The organism is Mesocricetibacter intestinalis (assembly GCF_004363295.1).
Lineage (GTDB): Bacteria > Pseudomonadota > Gammaproteobacteria > Enterobacterales > Pasteurellaceae > Mesocricetibacter > Mesocricetibacter intestinalis.
In genome coordinates this window covers 310,913-324,076 of sequence record NZ_SNYQ01000002.1, presented here as the reverse complement: position 1 = coordinate 324,076, position 13,164 = coordinate 310,913, and the positions used below count along the sequence as shown (strand labels likewise).

General features: G+C 42.8%; 14 protein-coding genes. 2 read left to right on the top strand and 12 right to left on the bottom strand.

The genetic code is table 11. The features are described from left to right. Nucleotides 1–40: 40 nt before the first annotated feature. The 7 genes from EDC45_RS04205 to purE all read right to left on the bottom strand — a co-directional run bounded on the left by EDC45_RS04205 (nt 41) and on the right by purE (nt 5,991). Nucleotides 41–1,336, bottom strand: coding sequence for a zinc ribbon domain-containing protein (locus EDC45_RS04205; RefSeq protein WP_133543767.1), 1,296 nt, complete (start codon nt 1,334–1,336; stop codon nt 41–43). A gap of 12 nt (nt 1,337–1,348) precedes the next feature. Further along, on the bottom strand, nt 1,349–1,825 hold the full coding sequence (locus EDC45_RS04200; RefSeq protein ID WP_133543765.1) for a hypothetical protein: 477 nt from the start codon (nt 1,823–1,825) through the stop codon (nt 1,349–1,351). Nucleotides 1,826–2,015: 190 nt separating this feature from the next. Next, complete coding sequence (locus EDC45_RS04195) at nt 2,016–2,204, bottom strand: hypothetical protein (RefSeq protein WP_133543763.1); 189 nt, start codon at nt 2,202–2,204, stop codon at nt 2,016–2,018. Between the two features lie 36 nt (nt 2,205–2,240). Continuing rightward, the gene (locus tag EDC45_RS04190) at nt 2,241–2,807 is read right to left on the bottom strand and encodes a tetratricopeptide repeat protein (protein ID WP_133543761.1); all 567 of its coding nucleotides are present in this window, start codon (nt 2,805–2,807) and stop codon (nt 2,241–2,243) included. Between the two features lie 193 nt (nt 2,808–3,000). Then, nucleotides 3,001–4,191 (bottom strand): amino acid aminotransferase, encoded by a 1,191-nt coding sequence (locus EDC45_RS04185; RefSeq protein ID WP_133543759.1) that lies wholly within the window; start codon nt 4,189–4,191, stop codon nt 3,001–3,003. 148 nt (nt 4,192–4,339) lie between these two features. Continuing rightward, nucleotides 4,340–5,428 (bottom strand): 5-(carboxyamino)imidazole ribonucleotide synthase, encoded by a 1,089-nt coding sequence (purK, locus tag EDC45_RS04180; RefSeq protein WP_133543757.1) that lies wholly within the window; start codon nt 5,426–5,428, stop codon nt 4,340–4,342. Between the two features lie 65 nt (nt 5,429–5,493). Then, nucleotides 5,494–5,991, bottom strand: coding sequence for a 5-(carboxyamino)imidazole ribonucleotide mutase (gene purE / locus EDC45_RS04175; RefSeq protein ID WP_133543755.1), 498 nt, complete (start codon nt 5,989–5,991; stop codon nt 5,494–5,496). A gap of 232 nt (nt 5,992–6,223) precedes the next feature. Between purE and pepN the strand changes: the two genes are divergently transcribed. Continuing rightward, complete coding sequence (pepN, locus tag EDC45_RS04170; RefSeq protein ID WP_133543753.1) at nt 6,224–8,836, top strand: aminopeptidase N; 2,613 nt, start codon at nt 6,224–6,226, stop codon at nt 8,834–8,836. A 98-nt stretch (nt 8,837–8,934) separates the two neighbouring features. On the opposite strand, the gene EDC45_RS04165 is transcribed toward pepN, so the two are convergent. After that, nucleotides 8,935–9,303: an ACT domain-containing protein gene (locus EDC45_RS04165; protein WP_133543751.1), complete on the bottom strand. Its 369-nt coding sequence runs from the start codon at nt 9,301–9,303 to the stop codon at nt 8,935–8,937. A 62-nt stretch (nt 9,304–9,365) separates the two neighbouring features. Then, nucleotides 9,366–9,974 carry a DedA family protein gene (locus tag EDC45_RS04160; protein WP_133543749.1) on the bottom strand — a complete coding sequence of 203 codons (609 nt, stop codon included), beginning with the start codon at nt 9,972–9,974 and terminating at the stop codon, nt 9,366–9,368. Nucleotides 9,975–10,212: 238 nt separating this feature from the next. Between EDC45_RS04160 and rplY the strand changes: the two genes are divergently transcribed. After that, nucleotides 10,213–10,500, top strand: a complete 288-nt coding sequence (rplY, locus tag EDC45_RS04155; protein ID WP_133543747.1) for a 50S ribosomal protein L25 — start codon at nt 10,213–10,215, stop codon at nt 10,498–10,500. Between the two features lie 96 nt (nt 10,501–10,596). Here the strand turns inward: rplY and EDC45_RS04150 are convergent, their stop codons facing one another. The 3 genes from EDC45_RS04150 to EDC45_RS10475 are packed head-to-tail and all read right to left on the bottom strand — an operon-like array spanning nt 10,597 to nt 13,134. Beyond that, nucleotides 10,597–11,829 (bottom strand): Zn-dependent hydrolase, encoded by a 1,233-nt coding sequence (locus tag EDC45_RS04150; protein WP_208107246.1) that lies wholly within the window; start codon nt 11,827–11,829, stop codon nt 10,597–10,599. A gap of 1 nt (nt 11,830) precedes the next feature. After that, entirely contained in the window at nt 11,831–12,331 is a 501-nt protein-coding gene (locus EDC45_RS04145) for an L-2-amino-thiazoline-4-carboxylic acid hydrolase (RefSeq protein WP_133543743.1), read from the bottom strand. Between the two features lie 26 nt (nt 12,332–12,357). Continuing rightward, a complete protein-coding gene (locus EDC45_RS10475; RefSeq protein ID WP_243728763.1) occupies nt 12,358–13,134 on the bottom strand; it encodes an amino acid ABC transporter ATP-binding protein in 777 nt (258 codons plus the stop codon). Nucleotides 13,135–13,164 lie beyond the last annotated feature (30 nt).

The window sequence follows — 13,164 nt, the reverse complement described above, 5'->3', positions numbered from 1 at the left end:
TAAATACCCCTAAGTGAATTTAATCCTTTTGTTTTTATAACTAGCAATTAGCCTTTATTTTTTGTATTAACCAATAGCCATTATAATTAACCAAGGTTAATATCGCCTCGCCGTTACATTGTGTTTTAGAGGCTCTATAATGATACCTTACTGTAAATTGATCATAACTAAGTTTACTAATATCTTCTAACACCAAGGGTTCTCGTAAAGATGAGTAAAATCTGGAAATATTTATCGGATTAAAAGCAGCAGTTCTTCGTTTGGAAGGAATAACATAACTGGCTGCCAATTCTCCGTCAGCAATAGACAAGGCATAATAAAATCCTTTTATGGTTTCAATTTCACTGCTGTAATCCGGGAAGCTTTTTGATAGCTTTTCGAATTGACTGTTAGAATATGTATCCGAATATTTATCCTCTGTATAATAGTTTTCTACATATCCCTTATTCCCTTCGGAAGGATACTGGTATGAATTAACTTCATTTTCTTTTATTTGTCGGTTTTTGTGAGTCGGAACCGATACTTGTGGTTTATAATTATTAAACGATAATTTATTGTGTATATTATTTAAATTTAGCTCTGCAAATAATACATATACTCCGGCCAAAATTATATGTATAATAATAAATGTTAAAGTAAACCAATTTGCCTTTTGATTATTTATTTCAGTTCGCATTACATAAATACCTAGCCATTTATCATAAAACAGCCTAGGAGCCCAATCTTCATTATTACTAAATTTTAATATCATAGCAAAAATAAAGGGGATTGAAATCGGGTTCAAAATCAACCAGTAAGTAAAATATAAACCCTGTTCTTCTATTTCATAGTAAATAATACCCATGCTAACATGATAAATAAATATTATGATTGGTAAAAGAAAGACACATTTAATAAAGGAACGTAAACAATATTTACAAATGGATATAGGCTGGCCGTAGATATCAAATAATCCGAAACCTAATACGCTTCCCCAAATAGGCTTCTTTTTAAAAAGATAATATATAGGTTTAAAAAGTAAAAAAATAATAAACCCAAGTAATAATAAGAAGATTGCTGTTTTTTTTAGTTCAATATCATATGGAAAAGGAAATATAACAGCTATAAGATATATTACCAAAAACCACAGGGATAATAAGGATTCTGAAATAAAAGACAAGATCCGATGATAAATAGATACATTATTAATAACAAAATAATCTATTGATGAATCCTGTGCTTGATAACTCGTTTTTTCTTGTTTTTTTTGATGTAACTTTTGATGTAATGCCTGGCCGCAATTCGAACAAAATTGTTGATTGACCTCTACTTTTTTACCACATTGATTACAAAACATAAATTATCCTTATTAAATTATATTGTTTTTATATAGGTTAAATCCATAACCAAGATAGTATTTTACTAACAGATTTCGAATATAGGTAGATAGCGAAAGATTACTTGCCTTTGCTAAAGTTTGTAAATCTTGTTTTAATTTTGGATGGCAGGATATTTTTATTTCTTTAATATTTTTTCCAATAAAATTTTCCTCTACCACCCGAAAAGCACTAATATGGGGTTTAGAACAAGATTGTGAACTTTTTTCTTCCCGATACCGTTCTCGCATTTGTTGAATCGCGGAAAAGCCATAACAATGAAGCAATAAAATATTGCGGATAACTTCTGTAGTGCTATTACCTTCAAATCCTTTCTTTGCATGATGGCAGGCACAGTTAAAAATTATCATCGGAATCCACAATTTTATTGTTTCACCGAAACTTTTATCAAAGTTCGGCAAGGTATCGCTATAGGGCTTAATATCAAGGTAATTTTCCAGTTTTTTCATTATTCGTTTTCTATATTCAGGATATGGTTTAAACATTTGATGGTAAATTCCGATGAGTTTTTATCAGAAAGGTATTTATTTTAATAAAATCAATTAATATTGCAATTGAAAATTTATAATTGGTTTATTTAGGATAAAATTATGATAAAAAATGTAAATAACAGATATTTCATTTTTTATCATAGAATATTTAATATTGTTGGTAATTAGGTCTTGCAATAAAACCTACTATACCGACGATAATTCCAACTGTGCCGGCCCAATCCGGTGAAATTAAACTTGTGATACCATAAGCTACCCAACCGCTACTCACACCGACAAATAAATATTTGCTTAATAAGAAAGAAACAAGTAAGCTACCGATTATATAGAACGCCATAATAATATCTCCTGCTGTTAAGATAATAAATAAAGTTTAGTTTTCAAAATAGAGATTTTCACATTTATACATTAATTTTTTCATAACCATTTTATTTTCTTGTTCTGCGTAGGCGGGAGAAATCCCAAGTAATGAAACACCATAAGGAGAAAGGAAGCTCATCATTCCTCTACCTGATTCTGCAGCGGAAATAAATCCCGGCGGAGCAAAATTAAAATAACGTTTCAATCCCCAAATGGCTTCTCCGCTCCCTTGCTGAGCTGCAGAAATTAAGTAATATAATCCCTTTTGGCAATTTCTAGGTTTAACATGTCTGATATAAAGCCATCCGAGATTTCTGCCCGCATGGTGAAATCCATTGTTATAAGCACGCAGAAAGTATTTTTCCGCACCTGCAATATCATTGTTTTGTAAGGCAATTAACCCTAATCCGCGGGTTCCTTCCTGATCATCTTCTTTAATCGCCTGCTGATAGTGGAATTTCGCTTTCTCATATTCACCCTTAGTATAATATTCATTGCCTAATTGACCGTTACTTTTAGTCTGCATTGATGAACAGGCGGATAATAGTAAAGAAAGGGCAATAACAGGTAATATCTTCATTTGTATTCTCCATTCTATTTTTTTAATTAAGTTTAATAAAAAATAGCTATTAGTAAATAAAACTAATAGGGACTTTGCTGGTTAAAAATTAACCCAAATGAATAGAGTAGAGGAAAAGAAAAATAAAAGAGCGGTGAAAAATTAGATTTTTTTAACCGCTCTTTTGTATCCTTTCTATTGTTTCAATAGAAAATTAAAGGACTTTGACAATGCTCTGACATAAATGATGAATATTGTCTTCGGTAATACCGGCCACATTAATTCGGCCGGAGCGTACCGCGTAAATGGCGAACTCTTCTTTTAAACGGTCGACCTGTTCGGCGCTCAACCCGCTGAAGGAGAACATGCCATTTTGTTCGATAATAAAGCTGAAATCCTGTTCGGCACCGTATTGCTTCAGTAATTCGACGAAACGGTGGCGCATTTGTTTAATGCGATTGCGCATTTCGCTTAATTCGTCTTCCCAGGATTTTCTCAATTCCGGATCTGCCAACACGGTCGCTACGGTTGCAGCCCCATGAGATGCCGGGTTGGAGTAGAGGGTGCGAACGATGGCTTTTACCTGAGTTAATGCGGTAGCCGCGATCTCTTTTGTTGCCGCCACTAATGTGAAGGCTCCGACCCGTTCATTATATAAACCGAAGTTTTTGGAAAAAGAACTGGAAACCAATAATTCCTGATGAGTGGCTGCAAAAGTTCGCAGCCCCAATGCGTCTTCTTCCAAACCGTTGGCCAGTCCCTGGTAGGCAAAGTCAAATAACGGGAGCCAGCCTTTTTGCGCAGACATTTTCGCCAGTGCTTCCCATTGCGCCGGGGTAGGATCAATACCGGTCGGATTATGGCAGCAGCCGTGTAATAAAACCACATCGCCGGCATCGGCCCGGCTAAGGTCGGCAATCAGGTTATCCCAGTCCAGGGCCTTACGTTCGGCATCATACCAACGGTATTCGCAAATGGTCATACCTACGGCGTTAAATATAGCATTATGATTCGGCCAGGTCGGGCTGCTGATCCATACATTACGCGCTTTGGTCTGACGTTTAATAAATTCTGCCGCAATACGTAAGGCACCGGTACCGCCAAGACTTTGTACGGTGCAGGCTCGTCCTTGACTGACGACTTCAGAATCGGCGCCGAACAACAGCGCTTTGGTACGGGCGTTAAATTCTGCGACACCGTCAATGGCCAGGTAATTTTTACTGGTTTCGAATTTAAACAGACGGCCTTCCGCTTCTTTTACCGCCTGCATAATAGGGGTATTGCCCTTGGCATCTTTATAGACACCGATACCCAAGTTGATTTTATTGCTACGAGTTTCCGATTTAAATGCTTCGCCTAAGCCCAGAATAGGATCGGCCGGTGCGGCATGAATATGTTCAAACATACTGTCATCCTTACTTACTGTGAATAAAATTATGCGCTCGGTTAAGGTTATACTGCGCCTTTGCAGATTTAGCAAGTCTGTTTAAAGAAAATTTTATTATTTATGATATTTATTAAAATTTATCTAAAAAAATTAAATTAACTTTAAATTATTTTAGTTTTTCAACCGCCCAATTTAAACCGGATTGATAATCCGGGGGTAATTCCGCCCTTAATTTTTCCAATTGTGTAATCAATACGCCTTTATCCGGATGGGTCAGGTTAATATGGCCGACCTTTCTACCGCTGCGTACTTCTTTACCGTACCAGTGCAGCTGGGCGAAAGGGGTACTGAGCCAATGGGGATTATGCTCGGTGCCAATCAGATTTACCATAACGCTCGGTGCGAAAATTTGCAACTCCGGCGTCGGTAAGTCCAGCAGGGCGCGTAAATGCAATTCGAATTGGCTGACGGAACAACCGGATTGAGTCCAATGTCCGCTGTTATGTACACGCGGCGCCAGTTCGTTAATTAACAGCCGATCGCCCACCACAAAGCATTCCATCGCCATCACACCGATATAATTCAGTTTGTGCATGATTTTACCGAGCATAGCCTCCGCTTGTTGTTGCTGAGCGGCTTGCTGCGGAAAATCCGTTGCTACCACGCTGTAACGTAAAATTCCGTTCTGCTGTAAATTATGGGTTAGAGGGTAGAATCTTGTATCGCCATTGGCAAATCTTGCCCCCACCAGGGAAACCTCATAATCAAAGGGAATAAACTTTTCCGCAATGGTTTCGCCGAACAGGCTGTTATCAATCAGGGATTTGTTGTGTTCATTGATAATCCATTGACCGCGCCCGTCATAACCGCCCATACGGCGTTTAACCACGAGTTTTTCTCCAATTTGGGAAAATAGCTCCGGCCATTGTGCGGCATTTTCCAACAAGCGCCAAGGAGAAGTCGGTAATTCCAGTTCGTCCAACAGCCTTTTTTGCGACAGTCGATCCGCTAATTTACCGAATACTTCTTTATTTACGAATTTCTTATGGTTAGCCAGTATTTCCGTGAGCGGAGTAGTTTCCCAGCGTTCGATTTCCGCCGTGATAATACTGCTTTCATCCGGTTGAAAGGCCGGTGCATCAAAGGCAAGGGGGCGAACCTCAATATCCAGCGGCGCGCCGGCATAACCTAACATACGGCCGAGTTGACCATTACCGAGAACATAAACTGTAGGATAGATTGTACTTTTCTGCATTATAAAAACCTTACAAAAACTAACCGCACTTTTAGCGTTAAAAGTGCGGTTGAAAAAACGAAAATTTATCCCCGGGGATCCGGATTATCCGTAACCTGAGCGGTTTGCGTTGCTCTGAAGCGACCTAAACGTTTAAGTAGCTCGGGTTCCGTAGTGGCCAGCATCTGAGCGGCGAACAGTCCGGCATTTGCCGCACCGGCAGGCCCTATAGCTAAGGTGCCGACCGGAATACCTTTCGGCATTTGCACGATGGAATACAAACTGTCCACACCGCTTAGCATACTGCTTTTAACCGGCACGCCAAGTACGGGAACCAGGGTTTTTGCGGCCAGCATTCCCGGCAGATGGGCAGCGCCGCCGGCTCCGGCAATAATCACTTTATAGCCCTTTTGTTCGGCCTGTTCGGCAAACTGAAAAAGTTTATCCGGGGTACGGTGCGCGGAAACGATCTCCACATGATAGGGCAGATGCAATTCATCTAAAATATTTGCGGCTTCCTGCATGGTTGCCCAGTCGCTTTTGGAACCCATTACAATGGCGATTTGTATTTTTTGATCCGACATAATTCTCTCAGACAAGGTTAAGATTCAACGCCGCTTAGCATAGCATAACGGGCAAACGATTGCGACAGCTTTATCTCTGTTCGGCGCCCCCCTACGGGGATTGTTTTGAGCTTGGGTTGAGGGCTTTAAGCGCTTGATTTCGGCAGTGAAGAGAGGGAAATATTTGGTTGCAACTTTGTACGTAACGTCATATCCTAAGCCAATTTTTAGTGTTAATTATTGGATGTTTTTTATGCAGGCCAAAGCAAAATACAGAAAAGACTATAAAACTCCCGATTTTACCCTCAGTAATATCTTACTTGATTTCCAACTCGATGCGGCTAAAACCGTAGTTACCGCCACCGGCAATTATAAACGATTAAACCCGCAGGCTACGGAATTGCGCCTGGACGGACAAGGTTTTCAGTTCGCTTCAATTAAAATCAACGGTGAAAACTTTCTCGCCTACCGGCAGGACGGAGAGAGCATTACCCTGGATTTAAAGGGAATCGATGCGGAGGCTTTCGAACTGGAAATCGTTACTTACCTGGTGCCGGCAGAAAATACTTCGCTACAGGGGCTTTATCAGTCGGGCGATGCGCTCTGTACGCAATGTGAGGCGGAAGGCTTCCGCCAAATCACTTATATGTTGGACAGACCGGATGTACTGGCACGCTATACGACCCGAATCAGTGCGGATAAAAGTAAGTACCCTTATTTGCTGTCTAACGGAAATCGAGTCGCCGCCGGGGAATATGAAGACGGTCGCCATTGGGTGGAATGGCATGATCCCTTTCCGAAACCCAGCTACCTTTTTGCGCTGGTAGCCGGTGATTTTGATTTGCTGAAAGACAGTTTTACAACCAAAAGCGGGCGTTCCGTTGCCTTGGAACTCTATGTGGATCGCGGTAATGTAGAACGCGCCGAATGGGCGATGCAAAGTCTTAAAAATGCGATGAAATGGGATGAAGAACGCTTTAACCTGGAATATGATCTGGATATTTATATGATCGTTGCCGTGGATTTCTTCAATATGGGCGCAATGGAGAACAAAGGGCTAAATATCTTTAATTCCAAATATGTACTGGCCAATCCGCAGACCGCGACAGATGAGGATTATTTGGCGGTGGAAAGCGTTATCGCCCATGAATATTTCCATAACTGGACGGGTAACAGGGTTACCTGCCGGGATTGGTTCCAGCTCAGTTTGAAAGAGGGGCTGACCGTATTTCGCGATCAGGAATTTTCTTCCGATACGGGCTCCAGAGCGGTGAATCGTATTACTAATGTAAAATTCCTGCGCACCGCTCAGTTTGCAGAAGATGCCAGCCCGATGTCGCACCCTATTCGTCCGGAAAAAGTATTGGAAATGAATAATTTCTATACCATGACCGTATATGAGAAAGGGGCGGAAGTTATACGTATGATTCATACCTTGCTTGGAGAAAAACGTTTTCAGCAGGGGATGCAACTGTATATTGCGGAAAATGATGGTAAGGCTGCGACCTGCGAAGACTTTGTATCTGCAATGGAGAGAGCTTCGGGGGTGGATCTGGGGCAATTCCGTCGCTGGTACAGTCAGTCCGGTACGCCGGAATTAACAATAAGCGATGATTATGATGAAAAGAAACATATTTATCGTTTATTTGTTGCACAGCTAACCCCGCCTACTGCGGATCAAATGGATAAGGTCAATTTACATATTCCGTTAAAAATCGCACTCTATAATCAAAAGGGAATTCCTTTCACATTAATGAATAACGGACAAGTGGTATCCGACGTACTGGACGTTAAGCTCAAAGAACAGGTGTTTGAATTCCATGATATCAGCAGCAAACCCGTTCCCGCCTTGCTCTGTGATTTTTCCGCACCGGTAAAATTAAATTACGATTACAGTAACCGGCAGCTGATTACCCTATTGAAATCCGCCAAAAATGAATTTGTGCGCTGGGACGCTATGCAAATGCTGTTCTCGGCAGAGTTACGACGTAACATATCTCTGTATCAGCAGGGCGAAGAATTAAACTTTTCCGCCGAGATTATGGAGGCTCTGGCCGATGTTCTGACCCATTATCAGGATAATGCGGCATTAACCCGCTTAATTCTGACCCTACCGAAGGAAACGGAGTTTGCCGAGCAGTTTAAAGTGATTTTGCCCGATGCTATCGCTGCCGTCAGAGATTTTATGCAGCGCAGCATCGCCGAAAATCTGAAGGAGCTATGGTTAAATACCTATAACGCCATTCGATTGGAACAATATCGTATCGAAGCGGAAGATATCGCATTACGCAGCCTGCGTAATTTGTGTCTGTCTTATCTGGCTTTTACCGAATTAGGTAATACCATGGTGCATAAGCATTATCAACACGCCAATAATATGACGGACAGCCTTGCCGCAATGGAAGCTGCGGTAAAAGCGCAACTGAGCTGCCGAGACAATATATTAGGAGATTTTGAACAAAAATGGCGACATGACGGATTGGTTATGGACAAATGGTTTAGTTTGCAGGCTACCCGTCCGGATGATAACGTGCTGTTGCTGGTTCAGCAGCTAATGGAACACCCAAGCTTTAATTTTAATAACCCGAATCGGGTAAGGGCGTTAATCGGTAGCTTTGCCGCGCAGAATCCTAAAGCGTTCCACGCCATTAACGGCGCAGGTTACCGCTTTTTAACCGATATGCTGATTCGCCTTAACCATAGCAATCCGCAGGTAGCCTCACGTTTGATCGAACCCTTGATTCGTTTCTCCCGCTATGACAGCCAACGCCAAACGCTGATGCGGCGTGCATTGGAACGGTTGAACGAAGTGGAAAATCTGTCTAAAGATTTATTCGAGAAAATTGATAAAGCCTTAAACAGCTAAAAATTAAGCCCGTACTCCGGTACGGGCTTAATTATGCAAGGGGGAAGATCCCATAAAAGTGCGGTCAAAAAAATGAAAGTTTTTTTGCCGCCATCGATTTATTCCAAAATCTGGTAGCCCGCCTTTTCCAATGCTGCTAAGGCTTTTCGGTAATTTTCCCGCTTCGTCAGAATATAATCCGTGTTAAAACTGGAAACGGCAAAAATACCGATTTTATGTTCAGCCAGAATTGTTGAGATTTTTGACAATATTCCGATCAATGAAAAATCCAGAATTCCCTGGATACGGAAAGCCCGCCAGCCATCATCGCGTTCTATTACATTGGCGGGAACCTCGTCGCTAATGCAGACCAATGATTTTTCTTGGTCGGTTTTGGCGATAAAGCAGTAATCCGAATCCAAATTCACCTGGGTATAATCCGCCACTTTACAGACGGAAAATTCATAAGAGAGAGATTTAATTTGCATTTATTTGTTTCCTTAAATGAGAAGCCGGCAATTACACCGGTTTGAATAGTGAATTTTTCGGATTAATCCTGCGCTTTTTTAGCCTTTTTAGCTTTATAAACTTTCCAGCCGATAAATAACACCAATAGGGCGAGAATCGCATAAATTCCCATTTGTCCTTTACGGATCTGGGCTTCAATCCATTCATGATTATTACCGCCGTGGAAACCGAGATAAACCCAGATAGGTACGGAAATAATCGCAGCAAAGAAATCGAGCAGCACAAAGCGGGTATAACTTACCCGGCGGGTAATTCCCGCCACCGTATAAATCGGCGCTCTGAGACCGGGCAGAAAACGAGCGACGAATAATACGCGGTTGCCGTATTGATCGAATTTAGCCCGCACCATGCGTAAACGTTGCAAAGTCATTACACGGCGAATAGGGCGGAAGCGCAGAATTTTGACCCCGTAGATACGCCCCAGCCAATACATGGTGCTGTCGCCGAGCAGTACCCCGATCATGCTGACCACCAACATAATATGCGGATTGGCGTAGCCCAGACCGGCAATAATACCGCCGGATACCAAGGTTATATCCTCCGGAATAGGTACGCCGAAACCGCAGATAATCAATACCAGTAACACGGCCCAATAACCGTAATTAATAAAAAAATCGACCAAAATTTCCATTCGGATATTATTCTCTGAGTTGTTACGGTGAAAAAAGATGGGGTTATTTTGCACTTTTTAAGTTGGAAATACCAGTGCAATTTCATTTATTTAGCGCCGAGAGGACGGATTCGTTTGATCTTTTCCCTTTGATTTATTATAATCGCCGCTCTCAAAGTAAGCCTTTGAGCAAATTATGGGAAATCGCTGGGTCGCCTGCGATTTTATCACAAACCTTGATTTTTAAGAGAACATCAAAATGGCATTTAAATTTAACGCTGAAGTTCGTACAACGCATGGTAAGGGTGCGAGCCGCCGCCTGCGTCATAACGGTCAGATTCCCGCTATTGTTTACGGCGGTAGTGAAGCGCCTGTTGCAATCGTATTAAATCACGATGAATTAAACAACGCTCAGGTACATGATTCTTTCTATTCCGAAGTAATCACTCTTGTGATTGAAGGTAAAGAAGTTGCAGTTAAAGTACAGGCGATGCAGCGTCATCCGTTCAAACCTAAACTTGCACATATCGACTTCAAACGTGCTTAATTCGCATTTTTGATATTAGGTATTGAAACCCTTTCGTTACAAGAAAGGGTTTTTTTATCGGAAAAAAACGGCCGAAAACCGACCGCTCTTTTTATACTAGGGACGGTTCGCCAGTTCGAAGAGGGTATTGGCTAAAACCTCGGCTCCGGCGGCAGACCATTCCGGCCGGATATCTTCCGCTTCATTATGGCTGAGTCCGTCAATGCAGGGAATAAACAGCATGGCGGTCGGGAATCTGTCGTTTAACTGGCAGGAATCATGTCCTGCGCCGGAAACTATGTGTTCATAGGAATACCCTAACTGCCGGCATACCTGTTCCATCAGATTCAGGCAATCGGGATTAAAATGCAGCGGATCCAGCGCTAATACCGATTTAATGCTCAGTTTAAGCTTTTCTTCCGCAGCGATTGTTTGCAAACAGCAGCGGATTTCCTGATCAATTCTTGCCAAGGCCTGTTTATCCGGATGGCGAACTTCAAGAGTAAAGTAGGCGGAACCGGGAATAACGTTCGGTGAATTTGGGGTCAGCTGAACGCATCCTACGGTAACTCGTCCTTGATGGGGAATTTCTCGCCGCCCCAACTGATTTAACGCGAGCATAGCCCTTGCCATACCGAGCGATGCGTCTTTGCGCATATCCATAGGAGTGGTGCCCGCATGGGAAGCTACGCCGTCAAAACGGATTTGATACCAGTTTTGCCCCAATGCGCCGCTGACAATACCTATGTCTTTTTGATGCATCTCCAGTATCGGCCCCTGTTCAATATGAATTTCCACGGCACAATGAGCTTGATAGCGGGAAAGATCGGCATTACCGGCGTAGCCGATACGTCGTAATTCATCGCCGACGCTGAGACCTTGCGAATCCCTTGCCGCCAGTGCCTGAGATAAAGGCAATTTCTGCGCAAATACCGCCGCTCCCATCATTGCCGGAGCAAATCTGGCGCCTTCTTCATTGGTCCACATCACCAGATCGATAGGACGTTGGGTTTTAACCTGCTGATCATTGAAGGAGAGCAGGGCTTCCAAACCGGCCAGTACGCCGTAAATACCGTCGAAACGTCCGCCTAGGGGTTGGGAGTCGCCATGGGAACCCACCAAAATCGGCTCGGCTTGGGGATTTTCTCCCGCTCTGCGCACGAAAATATTACCTATAGCATCGATTGTTACCCCGAAACCGGCCTGTTCGGCCAGTTGGACGAAATAATCCCGCGCCTGTTTATCCTCATCGGATAGCGCCAGTCGGGTAACTCCGTTATTCGGGGTGCGGCCGAAATCGGCGAATCGATTCAACAGTTCCTTAAGGCGCCGCTCATTTATCGTCAGCATATTATTTTTCCTTTGCCTCTGTTTTTTCCGCCTGTAATTCATAACGGAAATCACAGAATCCGTCGCCGTTCATTACCGTATGGGGGCGCGTAAGCTTAATGTTGGGCGCATAGCCTTCGATAAACTTACTGTCCCTGTTACAGGATAACAAAAATCCGATTTCCGCCAGCCCCATTTCCTGATACATTTCCGCATAACGACAGCGATGCACATTATAGTCGTAGCGCTGATGGTTATTATTAACCACCTCAATTTTCAGCGCGTCGTCCTTTTCCCATAAATATTGCAAGGCCACAAAGCTTTCTACACTGGTACCTTCAGGTTCTCGCTTTGCATATTCTTTACCGGCATTAATCGCCGCATCGGCAACCGCTTCTTCGATAATTGCCTTGGCTTTTTCCACACCGAATTCACGTTTCATAATTTCATAAATGGGTTTGATTATTTCGGCTTCGATTTTTCTTTGTTGCAGAATACCGATTTCAACAAATTCCTGAGTCATAAATATTTCTCCGCAAGGGTTAATGCTTAAATACTGTAATCGTTCAGTAAAATCTGGTTGTTAATAAAGCGACGGATTCGCGCATCATCATTGTTTCTCAGCTCATCCGGCGTTTGCAGATAAGCGATTTGTCCCGCATCCATAAAGGCGATTTTATCCGAAACCTTCAAAGCGAACTGCATTTCATGGGTAACTATAATCATGGTCATTCCCTCTTTGGCCAGATTTTCCATCACCAACAGCACTTCGCTGACTAATTCCGGATCAAGGGCGGAGGTCGGTTCATCAAACAGCATAATTTTAGGTTTCATCACTAAGGCGCGCGAAATCGCAACACGCTGTTGTTGCCCGCCGGACAATTGATGAGGATATTTATTGGCATGAGCCAACAGACCGACTTTATCCAGCATTGCCAATGCCAGCAAACGGGTTTCCTGCGCCGGCTTATGATGATATTCCGGTGCCAACATCAGATTTTCCAGTACGGTTTTATGCGGGAACAGGTTATAGTTCTGGAATACCATGCCCAGATCCACAATTTTATCCTGCGCCTTAGCGACAAAATGTTTAGCTTCGATAAAGCTTTCGCCGCCCAACAGAATCTCTCCTTGATCCAGGCTTTCCAAGCCGTTGATACTGCGGATTAAGGTGGTTTTACCGGAACCGGAAGCGCCGATAATGGATAGCACTTCACCCCATTTCAGCGAAAGATCAATGCCTTTAAGCACAGGGGTAGCGCCGAAGGATTTTTTCACCCCGCGCAGGGTTAAGGCTTCCGCCGAAACTGCGGCTTCGGTTTTCAGCGTTTCATAAGCTTTAAGGGTTTCTCTGTC